This window comes from Nocardia sp. NPDC056100 (assembly GCF_042266325.1).
In the GTDB taxonomy this organism is placed as follows: Bacteria; Actinomycetota; Actinomycetes; order Mycobacteriales; family Mycobacteriaceae; genus Nocardia.
The window spans coordinates 497,977-515,355 of sequence record NZ_JBHJVY010000001.1 but is presented as its reverse complement, the minus strand read 5'-3'; the positions used below and the strand labels follow the sequence as shown (position 1 = coordinate 515,355).

Sequence of the window (17,379 nt, the reverse complement as noted above, 5' to 3'; positions counted from 1 at the left end):
CCGATTCGCGACCGGTCATGCGTTGGCGGGCACGGGTTTTCCGAAGATGACCACGGCGTTGTTGCCGCCGAACGCGAGCCCGTTGTTCTGCACCACGGTGAGGTCGCGCTCGACCGCCGCATTGGGCACGCAGTCGAGCCCGCACTCCGGATCGGTCTCGATATGGTTGATCGTGGGCGGAATGAATCCGTTGTCGATGGCGAGCGCGCAGGCGATGGACGCCAGTGCGCTGGCCGCGCCCATGGTGTGCCCGATCATGGATTTGATGGAGATGGTGCTGGGTGCCGCGCCGCCGTATACCGAACGGATGGCGCGTGATTCGGTGCGATCATTGGCGACGGTGCCGGTGCCGTGCGCGGAGATCAGATCGACCGCCTCGGGTTCGAGACCGGCATCGGCCAGGGCCAGGCGCATACATTCGGCGATGCGCTCCTCATTGGGGGCCACCGGATGATCGCCATCGCAATTGAGGCCGAAACCCAGCACCTCGGCGTAGATGTGCGCACCGCGCGCCATCGCCGCGTCCCAGGGCTCGAGCATGACCACGCCCGCACCCTCGCCGGTGAGAATGCCCTTGCGGTTCACATCGAAGGGGCGGCAGACATCGGGTGCGACGGTCCCCAGTCGATAGAATCCGGCGAAGGTCTTCTGGCACACCGAATCCGCGCCGCCGCAGAGCGCGATATCGGCCTCGCCGAGGCGCACCGCGTCGTATCCGTACCCGATGGCGTAGTTGCCCGCGGCGCAGGCCGTGGTCAGGGTTACCGCCTCGACGGATTCCAGCTCCAGTTCGGCCGCGACCGCCGCGGACAGCCGCGCGGCCGGAATCCGGTGTGCCAGTGTCGGATCGAAGGCCGATTCGCCGCCCGCGGCGACATCGCCGCGGACCAGATCGTCGAGATCGCGGGATTCGCCGTCGGTGGTGCCGATGGCCACCACCGACCGCTGGGCGCGCAACGCGTCGGGTGCTAATCCACTGTCTTCCAGCGCCATGCGCGCCGCCGCGGCCGCGAACAGGCTGGAACGCCCGTACTCCTTCGCCGAAATGCGGGTGACCGCGTCGGCCGGATCGAAATCGACCACCTCGCAGCCGATGTCATGGTCGAAGCCGGTGGTGTCGAAGGCCGTGATGGGTCGTGCGCCGGAGGCCCCCGCGCGGAGTCCGGCCAGAAAGGCTTCCGACCCGGATCCGATACTGCTGATCGGCCCGATTCCGGTGATCGCCACCCGGCGCGCGTGCGGCAGGCTCACGACGGCACCCCCACCGAATCGGACTCGGCGAGCACCTCGTACACGCCGTCCATATTTCCCATGCGCGCCAGTTCGGACTGGGCGATCTTCACGCGATACTTCTTCTCCAGCGCCGAGAGGATCTCGATCGCGAGCAGGGAATCGGCCCCGTGATCGTCGACGAAATGGCTGGTGTCGGTGACCTCTTCGGTATCGAGTTCGAGGATGTCGCAGACCAGGTCCTTGATATCGGCCCGGTCGGTGTCGGTGAGCTGCACGGTGGAACTCCTTCTAATGAGAAATGGTGTCGCTCAGGCCAATCGAACGGTGACGCGCGCGCCACCCATGACCTGTTTGCCGTCCGGCGTCTTGGCGGTGATCCGAATGACGGCGCTGCGGTCCTCGCCCTTGCCCTCCACGACGGCGCGCACGATCAGGTGCCCGCCCTCATCGTCATCGGGCACCACCAGCGGGTGCGAGAACCGGGTGACCTCGTAGCCGAGTACGGCGGCGGGGTCGTCGAGCCAATCGCTCACCATCCGGGTGGCGACGGCGATATTGAGGGTGCCGTGCGAGATGACGTCCGGCAGCCCGACGGATTTGGCGATGCGCTCATTCCAATGCGTCCCGGTGAAATCCGAGCACGCGCCGCAGTAGCGCAGCAGATCGACCCGGCGCAGCGTGATGACCTCTTCGAGGATCTGCTGGCCGACCGTCACATCGTCGTACGCGATGGCGCTCATACCGCCTCCGCCAATGCCGTGATGTGCCGGGAGATGATCGAATTGGTCACCACGGCAACGTCATTGGCGTCCGTGTCGACGATGGTGTGGGTCATATCGAACTGGTCGTGCGGCCCCACCTCGCGGATATCGGTGACCTCGGTGGTCATCAGCAGCAGATCGCCGGGGTGGATCGGGCGCAGGGTGCGCACCGACTGTGCCCGGTGCACGCAGATCGGCTGCTGCTTCTTGCCGAATTCCGGATCGTAGAGCGGCCAGCCGCCGAATCGGAAGAACAGCATGACCGGAAAGCTCGGTGGTGCGATGACATCGGGGTATCCGGCGGCCTCGGCGGCGGCGCGGTCCAGATAGAGCGGATGCGGGTCACCCGTGGCCAGGGCGTAGTCGCGGATCTTCTCCCGGCTCACCTCGTACGGGCCGACCGGGCCGAACCTGCGGCCGATGAAATCGCGATTGAAAACGGCCATGGTGGTCTACCTTTCGAAATTCCGCCGCATCTGGGCGAACATTCGGGTCAGCGTGTTGGAGTACATCTCGGTGAGGTGCACCCCGGGCGCCGCGAGCAGTGGATAGCAGGATTCGCCCCAGCGCACCGGGTGGTCGATCTGCATGGCCAGCAGCGTGCCGATGGTGTCCGGCTCGTACGGCCGGGCGGTGGCATTGGCCAGGACGGTGCGGCGGGGCGGATGAAAGTCGGTGGCCGCCAACGCCTCGGTGAGTTTCATGCGCGCCGGTGTCATGTAGCGGGAGTGGAACGGGCCGCTGACCCGCAGCGGGCGAACCATTTTCGCGCCCGCGGCCACCAGCGGATCGGTGGCCGCGGCGAGTTCGTCGACCGGTCCGGACAGTACAACCTGCTGCGGTGTATTGAGATTGGCGATATCGAGGCCGGTCAGCCGCGCGGCACCGAGGGTGTAGCCGATGGTGTCCGCGTCGAGTCCGACGACCGCCGCCATCGCGCCGCCGTCGATGGCGCTCATCGCCCCGGCCCGGGCCGCGACCAGTCGCAGCCCGGTCGCGAAATCGAAGACCTCGGCGGCGTGCAGGGCGTTGTATTCGCCGAGGCTGTGCCCCAGCACTATTCGCGGTGGCGGCGCGGATTCCAGGTGCGCCGCGTAGTGCAGCGCGTTCACCACATACAGTGCGGGCTGGGTGAATTCGGTGCGATCGAGCCGCCCGTCCGAATCGTCCGAGCACAGTGCCCGCACGCTGTATCCGAGGACGTCATCGGCCTGCGCCACCAGGTCTGGATAGCGGTCGAAGAGCTCACCGCCCATACCCGCCCGCTGACTGCCCTGCCCGGGGAACACCACGATATCCACCGGATCGACCGTCTCGCCGAGCGATTCGCCCGGTGCGGTACTCATTTGCCCACGTCCACGAGTAGGGCCGGGCGCACCCGGGTCGATTTGATACCGCGGTCGCGCCGTCCGAGTCGATGCCGCACGGTGCCGTGCAGCACGGTGCCCGAGGCGGCCTGTTCGCCGAGCAGACCCTCACCCGGGAACAGCGAGAACGTCCAGCTGGCCCGGTTTTCGCAATCGGGCATCTCGGTGCCGCATTGCAGCGTCAGCGCTCCCCAGAGCTGGCGGATCATCAGGTCGCGGGTGTCGGTGCCCTCGACCACGTAGAAATCCGGATCGGCGTCCTCGGTGATATCGAGGTAGCTGCCCAGTGCGAGGCCCGCGGGGCCGACCAGCGATACGGCCAGCGTCCAGTCCGCGCCGGCGGTGGCGACCGAAACCCCATCGGGGAGTTTGTCATCCACGAAATCCGGTGTGGTGACCTCGGTCTGGTCGGCGCGCACCGCCGGATCGACCGCACCGCGCACATCGAGCCGGTCCGGATCCGGAATGAGTACCGGCCCGTAATCGACGGTATCGGCGAAGCGCGCCTTGGCGAATCGATCCCGCAGGGTATCGGCCAGGCGATGCGCCTGCTTCCAATCGGCGGCGCTGAAGGCCCCGCGCAGATACTTCTCATCCGGAATCGGCAGTCCGGCCGCGTGCAGGCCGTCTCGGACGGAGGCCAGCTCATTCCAGCCCGAGGCGGCGAGATCGGTCACGAATGGTTCACGCATGTTGAATCTCCCCTGGATATGGCGTCGCACGATCGATACGGGTGGCGAACCGGCCGAGCGCGTCCTGCCACTCGTCCCGCGCGCCCTCGGTCGATGCGGGCGCGGGATTGCCGGTCCAGTGCACAGCCTCCCGGATTCCGTGCAGTGCGCTGAGTACCCACACCGGTAGACCGGTGATATCGGCCGGGCGGACCCGTTCGTATTCGACTGCGACCCCGCGCATTCCGGCGACGGCCTCGATCAGCTGACGGGTCACGCTCGGCAGCACCGGAGCATCGGGGTCGGGGAAGCACAGGGTGCCGTCGCGCCACCAGCCGATCGCGCTGAACGCGCCCTCGCGGAGATAACCGTCCGGATCCAGCAGCACCGGCTCCTCCGACCCGAAATGGGTGGCGATGCGGCGCAATTCGGCGAGGCGGCCCTGATCCGGCCCCTTGACCCGCGGTTCCGCTCGCGGATCGGGCACCGTCGCGGTCCACAGTCGGACCGTGTCCGACAACTCCGGCGCACGGCGCACCCGCAGGCCGAGATCGCCCAGCCGGGAGCATTCGATGCGCGGGAACCAGTGCCCGCGGGTCGGGAGCATGTCGCGCATGCGGAGCAGGAAGGCCGCGATCGTCTCCTCCGGAATGTCGTGGCGGAGCGCGACCGAGGCGGTGAAGCGTTGTTCGTGCAGTTCCAGACAGCGCACCCGGCCATCGACCAGCAGCCAGGAATCCATCACGTCCGGACCGTCCAGACTCGGGGCCGGGACCAATTCGCCGGTATCGGGATCGAACAGCGTCAACTCATCCACGGGGACCGTCTCCCGCCGCGACGGGCTGCGCCGCACCGAAAACCCGTACCAGCGCCGCCGCTTTGAGCAGCATCTCCTCATATTCGGCGGTGGGATCGGAATCGAGCACGATCGCGCCGCCCGCACCGATCAGCAGTTCCTCGCCGACCCGCACCGCGGTGCGAATGACGATATTGAGATCCGCCGTACCGCCCTGGCCGAGATAGCCGAGCGCACCCGAATAGACCCCGCGCGCTTCGGTTTCCAGAGTGTCGATGATGTCGGTGGTGCGCAGTTTCGGCGCACCGGTCATGGATCCGCCCGGGAAACAGGCGCGCACGCAGTCCAGTGCGCTCACTCCGGCGGCCAGTTCACCGCGGATGGTGGAGACCAGCTGATGCACGGTGGCATAGGTCTCGGTGGCCATATAGCTGGGCACCGACACCGAGCCGATGCGGCAGACCCGGCCCAGATCATTGCGCAGCAGATCGACGATCATCAGGTTCTCGGCCTGCGTCTTCGGATCCGATTGCAATGCGGCGCGCAGGGTTTCGTCCTCGTCGGCGGTGAGGCCGCGCGGGGCGGTGCCCTTGATCGGTTTGCTCTCCACCACGCCGTCGCGATTGATGCGCAGGAATCGCTCGGGCGAGGAGCAGAACACGGTGACGTCATCGGCGCGCAGGAAGGCGGCGTAGGGGGCCGGATTGATCGCGCGCAACCGCAGATACGCCTCGAGATCGCTGTCCGCGTCATGTGAGATCGCGGGCAGGTGCAACATATTGGTGAGGCAGACCTCGTAGGTGTCACCCGCGAGCAGCCGCCGGTGGATTTCGTCCAGCGCGGCGAGGTATTCGGCGCGCGGGCGGGCGTACTGTTCGACGTCGGCGAATTCGACCGCGCCCAGTACGGTGTCGAGGTCGATATCCGCACCGCGCGGGTCGATGGTGGGCGCGGACCGCAGCCGTTGCGTGGTTTCGGCCAGCCACCGCTGTGCCGCAGGGGCATTCGCGGGGGTGGCGATCGCCACGATGTAGGTCTGATGCCGCTCGTGATCGATGACCACCAGGTGATCTGCGCGAATCCAGAGGGCGTCCGGGGTCTGGGCGCGGTGATCGGCGTTGAGACCGCATTCGGATTTCAGTTCGTAGCCGAAGTAGCCGACATAGCCGCCGGTCAGATCGAAGGGCAGTTCGTCGGCTCCGGAGACGGGAATGGCCAGGCGGCGTTCGAGCGCGTCGAAGATGGTTCCCGATTCGGTATGCGATCCGGTCTCGGTGAGCACCCGCACCGAATCGTCATGCACTCGGGCACTGAGTGTTTCGCCCGCCGCGCCCAGTTGCGCGCCCAGGAAGGAGAACCGTCCCATACCTTCCACCACCCGCGCGCTGTCCAGCCAGAACACCCGCCGCTGCGAGCCAAAGATATCGCGCGCCACCGTGATCGGGTCGACCTCATGATCGAGCCGCAGCCAGTCCGCGTGTAATCCGTTGTCGGCGGGGGCTTCTCGGACCTCGATGGCCTCGGACGCCGATTCGCGGGCCAGGCGCAGGAAGTTCGAGATCAGCTCGCGCCCGTTCTCGGTGGAGATGGACTCCGGATGGAACTGCACGCCCCAGCGCGGCAGCGTCCGATGCCGCAGGCCCATCACCACGCCGTCCTCGGAGGTCGCCAGGCTCAGCAGCTCCGGCGGCAGCGGTTCGGGCACATGCAGCGAGTGATAGCGCACCACCTGGAACGGATTCGGAATTCCTTCGAAAAGGTCCTCCTCACAATGCCGGACGACGCTGATATGCCCGTGCCGGGCCCGGGGTGCGGATTCGATACGGCCGCCGAAGAACGCGCCGATGCCCTGATGTCCGAGGCAGACGCCGAGCACCGGTAAATCCCGGCGGCGCAGCAGGGTCGCGCTGTGCCCGAAATCCTCGGTGTGCTGCGGATTTCCGGGCCCGGGGGAGATCACCGCGGCGTCGAATTCGTCGAGATCCAGATCGTCCCAGCGCGGATCGTCATTGGTGATGACCGTGGGCGGGACCCCGGACGTCGCCGCGATGAGCTGGAATAGGTTGTAGGTATAGGAATCGTGATTGTCGATCAACAGCGTTCGCATGGTGACCAGAAACTCCGAACCATTTCTTCGAGGGAGAACTACTGGGAAATCGTGGTGGACCAGTCGAATGGCAAGGCGTCGACTACATCCCACGACTGACAGAGTTTCCGCAGACCACGGAAGTCCTGAAGGATCCGCTGCCGGTTTCCGGCCGCACGCACATCGGCGATGATGCGGTCGGCCTCGGGAATACCCTCCCGCTGCAGGACCGCGGTCCAGGTGGTGAAATCGGTGGCCGCGAACGCCTCCATGGCCCGGGCCATGCTGTGCAGCAGCGTCGTTCGATCCGCGGGGTCCAGGTCCTCGAAGACGATGGTGGCCAGTTCGGCCGCCACCGAGGAGTGGCAGTACTCATCGCGGCTGTGCAGTTCGGCGGTGGTCCGGTTGATCGGCTGGATGGTCTTATCGCCCGCCACCAGCTCCAGGAAGGCATTGATGGAGATCTCGGCGACGGTCATATAGCCCAGCCCGGTCAGTGCTCGGTCGCGTGCTGAACCGGCCTCGTCCAGGGCTCGGGCGTGCGAGCGGACCTTGTGCGCGAGCGGCAGATCGCGCTCGGGCAGATCCCAGCCGCGGCCGGCGCGGGTGGCGGCGCTGGCATTGAAATGCATCAGCGTGTGGTACTGCTCGTCCACCATGGCCTGGGTGGCGGCGACGGTGAGTTTATCGCCGAGACCGGTGCCGAAGGCATCCTCGGCGAGCACCGCGAATCCCGGATTCACCACGTGCTGTTCGATATCCATCACATTCTTGTTGAATGCGATCCAGCCCCAGGCGTGCAGGCGGCGCTGGGTTTCCTCGGGGAGCCGCAGATAGTCGGGGTGATCCCGGAAGGGCAGCAGGGATTCGGGACAGTCGAGCCGATCGGGTTCGAAGAATTCGAGCAGATCGGATTCGGGGCGTTTGACCGCGGCTCGTTTACCCCAGTTTCCGGAGAGCCTGGTGATGACCGCGTTCTCGATCGGTACGTCGGGATCGTGCAGGGGTAGATCCGGTGGGCTGATCGGCGGCCGATGTTCGATACTCACGGCCACTTCCTTTCATGCATTCATGCTGGATGCATTCACGAAATGAATTGCCGCGCCACAGCTTTGGAGCGCATGAGAAATTCGCCGAGGAATCCGTCGTGCGGGACGCCGAATTCCACTCGATAGGTCGGCACGCGGCCGAGGTAGACATTGCGAATCGAGGGATCATCGACCAGGGCGGTGATGAGCTCCTCGTCATCGGTGACCGCGCTGACGACCAGGCTGTCGGTCAGGACCGACGCATCGCCGGGTGTCCACGGCAGCACCCATCCGCAGGGGTAGGGCATTTCGAGCCCGGCCTGCGGTGCGTCGGGGCGATCACAGGCGTACACGGTCGGGCGCAGCACCACGCTGCCGTCGCCGAGCGAGGTGACCGTGTCCTGTTCCGGCAGCATGGCGGTGGCGGACCCGACCTGGCTCCGAACGTATTGCGCCACGGCGTTTCCGGTGGATTCGGTCCAGCAGGGCAGCACCGCGGCCGGATCCTCCGGCGGGAGCGCGGGCAGTTCGGCGAGCAGTTCGGCGATCCGCCGGGCCACCTCGCCATGGTCGTGTTCGACGTAGACGGCGGTCGCGTTCACGCACGCCGTACCGCCTTGGTACGCAATGGAATCCGCGGCGAAGCGAATATCCTCGTCGGTCACCGTGCCGGTGAGCAGGACCTTGGCCCGGCCCGGTCCCTGCGGTAGTACCGTCGGATCGTCGCGATAGCGGTTGACCACATCGTCGCCGCCGTAGACCAGGCCGAGATCGGCGGCCGACAGCATGGATCCGGCGATTTCCTGTCCACCGGGTAGCAGTGCGATCTCCGGACCGGTGAATCCCGCTTCCCAGAGCGCGGATACCAGGCGGTGCGGGGTGAACGGTTCGCGCCGCGACGGGCGCACCGCGACGCCGTAGCCGAGTGCGAGCGCCTCCAGCCAGAGCGAATGCACGCCGGGGTGATTGCCCGCGGCATTCACCGCGAGCGAGCGGCCGCGCCTGGTCCATACGGCGCTGGCATCGGCTACTTCGCTCCAATTCGCCTGTGCCCGAGTCGGTATGGCGGCATAGGCGGTATCGACCGCGCGGGTCGCGGCTTCGGCGATGACATCGGCGGCGGCGCGCACCACGCCGATCGGCAGACCGGAGACGACCGCCACCAGCTCGTGATACTCGGCGGGGGAGATTCCGGCAATGGTGCTGTCCCGGAAGAGTTCACCGGCGACCGCGAGCATCTTGGCACGCTCATCGAGTGACCGAGCCGTGTGCGTGCCCGTCTCCGCCATCGAGCGTTTGACGAAAAGGTCCGGCACCAAACCCAATTCGGCTCGCACGGTGCCGCGTACATCGGTGATCTGCTCGCGCCGGATCGGGCTGTACGCTCCCCGGCTTCCCAGCGCGCCGAGTACGGGCACCATCAGTACACGCCCTCGATGACGGTCGCCTCGTCGAACGACTGCAGCGGCTGGACATCGGCGACCGCGTCACCGGGCATTCCGGGGCGCGCCTCGAAACGCAGTGCGGTATCGCGCTCCGGATTGTTCGGCAGGAACATGCCTTTGGAGACCAGGTTCATCACGACCTGGCCGCGTTCGCCGTAGGGGACCGGTTCGCCGCTCTGCTGGTCGATGACATTGAAGGAGATGAACGGGCCGAGCGGATCGAAGATGCAGGGCTCGTCATCGGCCAGGCCGATGCGCTCCATCGAACCGCCGCACACCATGGTGCTGCCGTAGCCGCCCTGGAGTGTGATGCCCGGGAACACCTCGGTGCGGAACAGATGCCGGGTGTCGGCGTCCATATGCATTCCGCCCCACTGGATGTACTCGACCTTCTCGGTGATCAACTTCGCCAGGCGCGGATCGGCGGCCAGTCGCTCCAGCAGCGCGGGCGTGGTGACCATGACGGCGATGTCCTGGGTTTCGAGCAGATAGCTCGCCTGCTCGACAAGATGCGCGGCGTACTGCCCCGCACCCTCCATATCACCGGCGGCAATGCGCTTCTTGACCCAGCGCGGATCCATATCGATGGTGAACAGCAGTCCGCCGCCGCGATGCGCCTGCTCCTTGAGGGCCGCGCCGAAGATATGCGGGCCGGACGGCATGATGCCGAGCCAGTTTCCGCCCGGCTGCTGGCCGCGCAGCTGGAACTGCTGCTCGCTGAAGGCGATCCAGCGATCGAGCCACTCGTTCGTGCAGATGACCCGCTTGGGCGAGCCGGTGGTGCCGCCGCTCTCGTAGACGCCGTAGACATCGGCGGCGGTGAGGCCGCGCGGAATCAGATCCTCGGCGGGGACATCACGCAGTTCATTGATCACATAGGGGAATTTTTTGAGATCGGCGAAAGTGGTGATCTCTTCGATCGGATCGAACCCCAATCTCGGGCGGCGATCGAGCCAGAATCGGGAACCGGTCTCCGGATCGAAATGCCAGCGCACGGCTTCCCGGAGCAATTGATCCGCATCGGGATACTCGCCGATCGGGCAGTCGAGGGCGGAGCTTTCGACTGATGAAACAGACATGAAAATTAATCCTCTGAAGGGTATGGCTCAGCGCCGGCGCGGTCGAACCGCGCCGTTGCCGAGAATGCGAATTCAGGCTATTTGTTTGCGGCAGTGGAGAATTCGATGACCAGGTGCGGATCGTAGAACAGCTCCGCCTTGTGGATGATCCCGTCGCGCACCGTGAGCAGTTCCGCGGCGCTGGTGGTGCCCTCGACGCCGGGCAGCTCCCATTCGACGATGGTGGTCACCGCACCGGGGGCGACGAACTGCTCGCGAACCCGGAAATCGACTGCGGCGGGGCCGAATTGCGCCGCCATGGCCTGTACCTGTTCGCGGCCCTGGAGCGTGGCGACCGGGCTCACGAAGAGGAAATCGTCTGCCAGCGGGACCTTTCCGAGGTCGCCGCCGAGTTCGGTCCAGGCCTGGTAGTAGCTGTCGACTGCTTCATGATCCTGCATGAGTCTTCCTTCCATATTCGTGAATATTTCCGGTTGCCGAGCATTTTTCACTACGCGCGTTTGAATCTGGTGCATTGCCGACCGAGAGTCGTTGTCACCGCTTCGATTTCATCGCCCGGCACCAGCCAGTGCCCCCGGCGGGTGCCATTGCCCGACCGGCTCCCGGTCAGCAGCACATCGCCGGGCAGCAAACGGGTCAGATGTGAGGCGTGCGAGACGAGTTGGGCGATATCGACGCATCGGTATTCGGCGGTATGCGGCAATTCCTGTCCGTTCAAACGGACGGTCAGGCGCAGCCGCTGCGGTTCGGTGAGGAAAGCCGCCGGGACCAGGTACGGGCCCAGCGGGGTGAAGCCGGGAAAGTTCTTGCGCCGCAGCCAGTCCGGATCCGGTCGGCTCGGATCGGACCGCGCGTGCGGATCGTGCGCGGTGAGGTCGTTGGCGATCGTGTAGGCGGCGATATGGTCCAGCGCCTGGTACGGCGCGACCTGGAAGGTCGGGCGGCCGATGACCACGCACAGTTCCAGTTCCCAATCCAGCTGCGCCGCCCACGCGGGGATCGCGACGACATCGAAGGGACCGGTCAGCGCCGAGGTCAATCCGGGTACCAGGGCGGGCTCGGGTGCCCGGGCCCGATCGTCGTCGATCTGGAAGACCTGACGGGGTTGCACCGGCGGATACACCCGGACATCGTCGGCATCGAACCAGTCGTAGTGCGTACGGCGGTCGACTACCGCGCTCAGCAGTTCGAGCGACTCGTCCCAGCTCTCGAGCAGGCCGCGGATCGACGGCCGGTCGATCGCCGTCTCCCACAGTTCGGGCACGAACCGCAGATCCAGCACCGTCCCCTCGGCCAGCAGCCCCGGAAACGGGCGGTCACCGGGAAAACCGAAGGTACCCAGTGCGAATGGTCCCGCGACGTGGTCGCTGGTCCAGTTCGTATCGCCCGGGTAGGTCATACCTCGACTATTGCCGCATCGGGCGGGCGGGTCATCACCCGGACGGGTGAAAGGGGCTACGGCCCGTCACCCTCACACCTTCACCCTCGCACCGCTGACCAGGCCGAGGGCGCGACTGCGCTCGATGGCCGCGATGCGCGAGGTGACGCCGAGCTTGCGATAGACCGCCTGCAACTGCGATTTGACGGTGTTGACCGAGACGAAACGGCGCGCCGCGATCTCCGCGTAGGTCAGCTCCGCGGACAGATACGGGATCAGCTCCGACTCGGTCTGGGTCAGCGGTTCGATGGGCGCGGGCGGGCTCTGCGGACCACGCGCGGCGCGCGCACCCGTCTGAAGCGCCGCATTGCGGTCCAGGGCGGCGTGCACGGCTGCGACGAACGGCGCGTGCACCTCATCGGCCGCGGCATCGTGCAGCAGTTGCTCACAATCGGTGCCCGCGCCCTCGATCAGCGTGCGCACCATGAACTGTGGCGCGGCCAATTCGAGCGCGGTGCGGGTGTGCTGACGGCTCTCGTCGAGGTCACCGGTCAGGCGCAGTGCGCGAGCGATGATCAGGTGCAGTTTGAGGGTCGCCTGCAATGGGCGCTGGGACGTGTTGTGCAGCAGATCGTTCGCGGTGTCGTGCACCAGGTGCGGGTCCGCGCCGTCTTCGCAGTCGAACCAGACCTGTAGGCCCCGGTGCATCGGGGCGTCACCGATGAGGCGGTGCAATTCGGACAGCCAGCCGTGCGCGCCGCTCAGATCGCGATTCATCAGCCGCAATCGGATCTGCTGTCCGGCGACTCGATGCCGCACGAATTCGGGCAGGCCCGCGCGGGTGTCGATGCCCATCACCTCGTGCAACACCTCGAAGGCCTCACCGACCCGGCCCTGGAAGAACACGCTGCGGGCCAGGCCGAGCATGCCCCGGGCGCGGATCGGCACCCGATCCGGCACCGGGCCGACCGCGGCGGCGATCCGGAATTCGCGCTCCGCGCCGACGAGATCGTCTCGCTCGCACTGCAATTCGCCGAGTGCGACGCGGGCCTCCAGAATGGCGGGCTCATCGGACTGCCCGGCCTGCGCGGCGGCGGACAGCGATAATTCGGCGTATTCGCGTACCTGTTCGAGGTTTCCGAGATGGCTCAACACGGCTGCCTGTTTGCCCGGCAGTGTCACGAACGCGGGCGGGTGCGCGCCCTCGCGGGACCGGTCCAGTCCGTCGCGCAGAACTTCCAGTGCGGCATCGAAACGATCGATGCTGTCGTATGCCTCGGCGAGCGTCTCGAGCACGGTCAGGCGCGGCAGCGTATCGCGATGGCGGCTGGTCGCCTCGCGCTCATCGAGCACCCCTCGCGCGCGCTCACCCCAGATGATGGTCTGCTCCAGCGCGCCCAGGTTCCAGTACGCGACCGTGCGCAGCCAGCTCGCCTCCATGGTGAAATCGCCGTCGTCGCAGAGCTCTTCGGTGCGTTCGCACCACAGCAGCGCCTCGGCCGGGCGGCCCGCCCACAGTGCCGTGGAGGCCATTCGAATGGCCAGCGCGGGCTCGCGCTCGATGACATGGCGGGGCAGTTTCGCCAGCAGCGACTCCACCTCCGAATCGGGCCAGCCGGAATCCACCGTATCGATGATCTCGGTGAGAAGTGTTGCGGCGCGGGAGAAGTCGCGGGCCACCACGGCATGATCGACGGCCTCGGGCAGGCGGTGCTGATCGGCGAGCCAATCGGCCGCGCGCAGATGGGATTTGCGGGCGCGATCGGGCTCGGTGCGATGCAGTTCGCCCCTGAGGAATTCGCCGAACAGGGTGTGGAAGCGGTAGGACTCCTCATCGTCGAGAGCGAGCAGGAAACCACCCTCGGCCTCCAGCTCCCGCAGGATCGCGCCGCTGTCGGCCCGGTCGGTCACGGCCTGGCAGATATCGGCGGAGAGCACATCGAGCACCGCGGTATCGAGCAGGAAGTCCCGCACCTCCGGTGACCGGTGATCGAGGAATTCGTGGCCGAGGAAATCGGCCACATCGCGGGTGCGGCCGGTGAAGGCCAGCAGGAAGGCTTCCGGGTCCTGATGCGCGGCCAGGGCGCGCCCGGCCAGATGCAGTCCGGCGATCCAGCCCTCACACCGTTCGATGATCGATTCGGTCTGCCGCTCCGACAGCGACGGGGCTTGATCGGCGAGATAGGCGCGGGCCTCGGCGGAGGTGAAGGCCAGATCGCTCGGGGACAGTTCGGTGAGCTGTCCGCGCACGCGCAGGGTGGCCGCGCGCCGCAGTGGCGTCGAGGTCCGGCTGGTCACCAGCAGATGCATCGGGGGCGGCAGCACCTCGGCCAGATAGTCGAGCAGGGCCAGCACGTTCTCCCGGCGCAGATGGTGTGCGTCCTCGAGAATCAGCACCGAGCGTTGCGGCACATCGTCGAGGGTATCGCGCAGCGCGCGCAGGAACGCTTCCGGGGCCTCGCGGGAGGAATCGCGAATCTCCTTGTGCGCCAGTGCTTCCAGACTCGCGGTGCGCCGGGGATCCGCGCCGAGTCGCTCTACCGCCTCGATCAGGTGCCGGGCGAAGCGTCCCAGATCGTCATCGCGTTCGTGCAGGGTGTGCACCACCGCGCGCGGCCGGCGCGGTTCCGGCGTCTCCAGCCACTGCGCGATGAGGGTGCTCTTACCGTATCCGGGCGGGGCCACCACCGAGGTGACACGCCCGGCGAGCGCGGCCTGGAGTCGATTGGTCAGCCGCGAGCGCGCCACTGGCGGGGCCGCCGCGTGCCGGGGCCACCGTCGATTCGGCTCGCCCAGAGTGTGGTCGTCGGAGTCGATCATTGCGGACCAGCCCTAACCACCGCCCGCGACGTGCTCGGGCGGCTGTGTAATGGTGGGTCGTAATGGGGACGGCTGCATGGCGCCCTCGGGCAGAGCTTTTCGAGCGCGCCGGTCGCCAATGTACACGGGCAAGGCGAATTGCCGGGTTCGGGCAAAAGCGACCGCTCGTCCTGAAATCGATTGTCCAGCAGTCGAACTCCCGGAAATCCGCGGCGTTTGATGCCTCGCCGTTCGGGTAAGCGGCCGCCCCGTTCGCGTATGCGGGCGAGTGGCGGGCATGTTCGCTCCGGGGCCGTACATGATTCCGCCCCGCACCGAATCACGGTGCGGGGCGGGTGTTTTCGGCTCTGTCAGATACCGCCGGTAGCCAGTAGCCCGCCATCCACCCGAACGGTGGTCCCGGTGATCCACGCCGACTCATTCGACGCCAGGAACCCGATCAGCCCCGCGACATCCTCCGGCGACCCGAGCCGCTTCATCGGATACACCGCCGCCGCGGCCTCCTCATCCGCCGAGTACAGCGCATCCGCAAACTTGGTCTTGATCACACCCGGAGCCACCGCATTCACCCGGATCTTCGGCCCGAGCTGCCAAGCAAGCTCCTCGGTAAGCCGAATCAAAGCGGCCTTCGACGCGCCATAAGCGGCAATAACCCCGGTGGACCGCAACCCCGCAACGCTGGCCACATTGACCACCGCCCCACCGTTCTCACCCATCCAAGCCTTATAGGCTTCCTGCACATACCCCAGCGCCGCAACAACATTCACATCGAAGATCTTGCGCACCCCATCCAGGTCGGCCTCCATGAGCGACCCGTACACCGGATTGATCCCGGTGTTATTGATCAGCACATCCAACGACCCGAACTGCGCCACGGCAGCCGCAACCTGCTCCGCCCGAGCCTCGGCCTCCCCGGAATTCCCCGCCACCGCGACAACCTTGCCGGAGTACCCGAGCCCCCGAAGCTGCTCGGCAGCCTCCTCCAACGGCCCCTGCTTCCGAGCGGTCACCACAACATTGGCTCCCCGCCGCAGCAACTCCGAAGCCACCGCGAACCCGATACCCCGGCTCGCCCCGGTAACCAGCGCACTCTTCCCAACCAGATCTTCGCTCATGTGAAGGCACGCTACTTCAGTCCCAAGATCTGATCGAATTTGCCCCAAATGGGGTTCATGCCGTCACGCGATACCGTTGACCGGCTCCGCTCGCCGCGGTGGGGCTCGCGCAGCTGCTATGCGCTGAGCGTTGCGGGCCAGCGGGTGTGGTTGCCTAGTGATAGCCGAGAGGGCTTCAGCGACTTCGGGAAGGCTCGCCTGTACGTAGGTGAGAGTGACGCCGGAGCCGCCCGGCGTGCTGTGGCCCGCGTATGCTCTGGCGACGGCGTAGCCGAACTCCCGCTCGACGAAAGTCAGTGTGGTGTGGCGTATCCAGTGTGCGCTTACCTGAAGTGCTGCGGCCCAGGGTAAGTGATCGCGGAGTCTCTTGTATATGTAGTCATAGCGGCGGCGGCCCATCGGGCGTCCATTGCGATACCGTAAGACCTGGTTGGTCGCTCGAACACAGCCGCAGTCTGAGACAGGCTCGACGAGCCGAGTTATCAGTTCTGGCGAAACAGGCTGCTAGCGTTCGGTGTCGCCCTTTTCTCGAAGCAATATGAGGCGGTCGTCGACATTGAGATCATCGATCGTCAACCCGAGAAGGGGCTGCTGCAGGGGCAGGTGGCACCGAGATGGCTTGCTGAGGAGCAGGCTCGAGAGGATGTCGCAGTGCCCAAGCCGTATCCGAAAGAGTTCCGCGACGACGTCGTGCGGGTCGGCTGTAACCGTGACGACGGGTCACGCTCGAGCAGATCGCGGCCGATTTCGGGGTTCATCCGACGACACTGTCGAAATGGATGCGCCAATCCGATATCGATGACCGGAACAAGCCCGGAACCACGCGCTGCGAAGCAGCCGAATTACGTGATGCCCGACGCCGGATCCGCCTGCTGGAGCAGGAGAACGAGGTCCTGCGCCGCGCGGCGGCGTATCTGTCGCAGATGCAGATCCCGGGAAACGGCTCTACCCGCTCGTGAAAGAGGCTGCCGCCGAAGGGATTCCCGTGGCGGTGACGTGCCGGGTGTTGCAGCTCGCTCGTCAGCCCTACTGCCGGTGGCTGGCCGAACCGGTCACCGACGGCGAAGTCACCGAGGCGTATCGGGCCAACGCGTTATTCGATGCCCATCGCGACGATCCCGAATTTGGCTACCGATTTCTCGCCGATGAGGCCTGCGAGGCCGGTGAAACGATGGCCGGGCGGACCGCGCGGCGGAACTGCTCGACGAACCGGTCGTGGAGCGCGTTCGGCAAACGGCGACGCGCTAGGACCGGCAAACCCGGGCCGCCTGTCCATGGCGATCTGGTGCAGCGGAGCTTCCGCAGTGATGCGCCAAATCTTTTGTGGCTCAGCGATATCACCGAACATCACACCAGCGAAGGAAAACTGTATCTTTGCGCGGTCAAGGACATGTTCTCCAACCGGATCATCGGTTACTCGATCGATTCGAGAATGAAGTCCCGGCTTGCGGTGACCGCGCTGAACAATGCCGTCGCCCGGCGCGGTGATCATGTTCCCAGCGGCCCGACAGGCCGCTTAACCACTGTCACCCGATCCTGCAGCAGCCCCGGATGACTCGGGTAACCAGTCGCAAAGATGGTATCGAATCGGGCGCTGACC

General features: G+C 66.2%; 17 protein-coding genes. 2 read left to right on the top strand and 15 right to left on the bottom strand.

Features of this window, described 5'->3' with window-relative positions:
* Positions 1–15: 15 nt before the first annotated feature.
* The 15 genes from ACFC0O_RS02340 to ACFC0O_RS02270 form a co-directional block, all read right to left on the bottom strand.
* Positions 16–1,251, bottom strand: a complete 1,236-nt coding sequence (locus ACFC0O_RS02340; protein WP_375953119.1) for a beta-ketoacyl-[acyl-carrier-protein] synthase family protein — start codon at positions 1,249–1,251, stop codon at positions 16–18.
* Positions 1,248–1,508: an acyl carrier protein gene (locus tag ACFC0O_RS02335; RefSeq protein ID WP_375953117.1), complete on the bottom strand. Its 261-nt coding sequence runs from the start codon at positions 1,506–1,508 to the stop codon at positions 1,248–1,250. Before ACFC0O_RS02335 ends, ACFC0O_RS02340 begins: the two co-directional genes overlap by 4 nt.
* A gap of 33 nt (positions 1,509–1,541) precedes the next feature.
* Entirely contained in the window at positions 1,542–1,973 is a 432-nt protein-coding gene (locus ACFC0O_RS02330) for a MaoC/PaaZ C-terminal domain-containing protein (RefSeq protein ID WP_375953115.1), read from the bottom strand.
* A complete protein-coding gene (locus tag ACFC0O_RS02325; protein ID WP_375953114.1) occupies positions 1,970–2,440 on the bottom strand; it encodes a MaoC family dehydratase N-terminal domain-containing protein in 471 nt (156 codons plus the stop codon). The genes ACFC0O_RS02330 and ACFC0O_RS02325 overlap by 4 nt, the downstream gene beginning before the upstream one ends.
* Positions 2,441–2,446: 6 nt before the next feature.
* Complete coding sequence (locus ACFC0O_RS02320; RefSeq protein WP_375953112.1) at positions 2,447–3,340, bottom strand: ACP S-malonyltransferase; 894 nt, start codon at positions 3,338–3,340, stop codon at positions 2,447–2,449.
* The gene (locus ACFC0O_RS02315) at positions 3,337–4,053 is read right to left on the bottom strand and encodes a hypothetical protein (RefSeq protein ID WP_375953110.1); all 717 of its coding nucleotides are present in this window, start codon (positions 4,051–4,053) and stop codon (positions 3,337–3,339) included. Before ACFC0O_RS02315 ends, ACFC0O_RS02320 begins: the two co-directional genes overlap by 4 nt.
* Positions 4,046–4,849 carry an aminotransferase class IV gene (locus ACFC0O_RS02310; protein ID WP_375953108.1) on the bottom strand — a complete coding sequence of 268 codons (804 nt, stop codon included), beginning with the start codon at positions 4,847–4,849 and terminating at the stop codon, positions 4,046–4,048. The genes ACFC0O_RS02315 and ACFC0O_RS02310 overlap by 8 nt, the downstream gene beginning before the upstream one ends.
* Positions 4,842–6,935 (bottom strand): aminodeoxychorismate synthase component I, encoded by a 2,094-nt coding sequence (pabB, locus tag ACFC0O_RS02305; protein ID WP_375953106.1) that lies wholly within the window; start codon positions 6,933–6,935, stop codon positions 4,842–4,844. Before pabB ends, ACFC0O_RS02310 begins: the two co-directional genes overlap by 8 nt.
* 38 nt (positions 6,936–6,973) lie before the next feature.
* Positions 6,974–7,963: a diiron oxygenase gene (locus tag ACFC0O_RS02300; protein ID WP_375953104.1), complete on the bottom strand. Its 990-nt coding sequence runs from the start codon at positions 7,961–7,963 to the stop codon at positions 6,974–6,976.
* 35 nt (positions 7,964–7,998) lie between these two features.
* Positions 7,999–9,363, bottom strand: a complete 1,365-nt coding sequence (locus ACFC0O_RS02295) for an aldehyde dehydrogenase family protein (protein WP_375953102.1) — start codon at positions 9,361–9,363, stop codon at positions 7,999–8,001.
* Positions 9,363–10,466 carry an AMP-binding protein gene (locus ACFC0O_RS02290; protein WP_375953100.1) on the bottom strand — a complete coding sequence of 368 codons (1,104 nt, stop codon included), beginning with the start codon at positions 10,464–10,466 and terminating at the stop codon, positions 9,363–9,365. Before ACFC0O_RS02290 ends, ACFC0O_RS02295 begins: the two co-directional genes overlap by 1 nt.
* Positions 10,467–10,543: 77 nt before the next feature.
* Positions 10,544–10,906, bottom strand: a complete 363-nt coding sequence (locus ACFC0O_RS02285; RefSeq protein WP_375953098.1) for a nuclear transport factor 2 family protein — start codon at positions 10,904–10,906, stop codon at positions 10,544–10,546.
* Positions 10,907–10,956: 50 nt separating this feature from the next.
* Positions 10,957–11,865, bottom strand: a complete 909-nt coding sequence (locus ACFC0O_RS02280) for a fumarylacetoacetate hydrolase family protein (RefSeq protein WP_375953096.1) — start codon at positions 11,863–11,865, stop codon at positions 10,957–10,959.
* Positions 11,866–11,937: 72 nt separating this feature from the next.
* A complete protein-coding gene (locus ACFC0O_RS02275; RefSeq protein ID WP_375953094.1) occupies positions 11,938–14,664 on the bottom strand; it encodes an AAA family ATPase in 2,727 nt (908 codons plus the stop codon).
* 350 nt (positions 14,665–15,014) lie between these two features.
* Positions 15,015–15,779, bottom strand: coding sequence for an SDR family oxidoreductase (locus ACFC0O_RS02270; RefSeq protein ID WP_375953093.1), 765 nt, complete (start codon positions 15,777–15,779; stop codon positions 15,015–15,017).
* Positions 15,780–16,558: 779 nt separating this feature from the next.
* On the opposite strand from ACFC0O_RS02270, the gene ACFC0O_RS02265 reads away from it, so the two are divergent.
* Together ACFC0O_RS02265 and ACFC0O_RS02260 are read left to right on the top strand one after the other, a co-directional pair.
* A complete protein-coding gene (locus ACFC0O_RS02265) occupies positions 16,559–16,738 on the top strand; it encodes a hypothetical protein (RefSeq protein WP_375953091.1) in 180 nt (59 codons plus the stop codon).
* Entirely contained in the window at positions 16,735–17,334 is a 600-nt protein-coding gene (locus ACFC0O_RS02260; RefSeq protein ID WP_375953090.1) for a DDE-type integrase/transposase/recombinase, read from the top strand. Before ACFC0O_RS02265 ends, ACFC0O_RS02260 begins: the two co-directional genes overlap by 4 nt.
* Positions 17,335–17,379 lie beyond the last annotated feature (45 nt).

Bases quoted from the DNA above. Each gene is read 5' to 3' on its own strand.
- ACFC0O_RS02330 (WP_375953115.1), bottom strand. From the start codon at position 1,973: ATGAGCGCCATCGCGTACGACGATGTGACGGTCGGCCAGCAGATCCTC.
- ACFC0O_RS02325 (WP_375953114.1), bottom strand. From the start codon at position 2,440: ATGGCCGTTTTCAATCGCGATTTCATCGGCCGCAGGTTCGGCCCGGTC.
- ACFC0O_RS02320 (WP_375953112.1), bottom strand. From the start codon at position 3,340: ATGAGTACCGCACCGGGCGAATCGCTCGGCGAGACGGTCGATCCGGTG.
- ACFC0O_RS02315 (WP_375953110.1), bottom strand. From the start codon at position 4,053: ATGCGTGAACCATTCGTGACCGATCTCGCCGCCTCGGGCTGGAATGAG.
- pabB (WP_375953106.1), bottom strand. From the start codon at position 6,935: ATGCGAACGCTGTTGATCGACAATCACGATTCCTATACCTACAACCTA.
- ACFC0O_RS02295 (WP_375953102.1), bottom strand. From the start codon at position 9,363: ATGGTGCCCGTACTCGGCGCGCTGGGAAGCCGGGGAGCGTACAGCCCG.
- ACFC0O_RS02290 (WP_375953100.1), bottom strand. From the start codon at position 10,466: ATGTCTGTTTCATCAGTCGAAAGCTCCGCCCTCGACTGCCCGATCGGC.
- ACFC0O_RS02285 (WP_375953098.1), bottom strand. From the start codon at position 10,906: ATGCAGGATCATGAAGCAGTCGACAGCTACTACCAGGCCTGGACCGAA.
- ACFC0O_RS02280 (WP_375953096.1), bottom strand. From the start codon at position 11,865: ATGACCTACCCGGGCGATACGAACTGGACCAGCGACCACGTCGCGGGA.
- ACFC0O_RS02275 (WP_375953094.1), bottom strand. From the start codon at position 14,664: ATGATCGACTCCGACGACCACACTCTGGGCGAGCCGAATCGACGGTGG.
- ACFC0O_RS02270 (WP_375953093.1), bottom strand. From the start codon at position 15,779: ATGAGCGAAGATCTGGTTGGGAAGAGTGCGCTGGTTACCGGGGCGAGC.
- ACFC0O_RS02265 (WP_375953091.1), top strand. From the start codon at position 16,559: ATGCGCCAATCCGATATCGATGACCGGAACAAGCCCGGAACCACGCGC.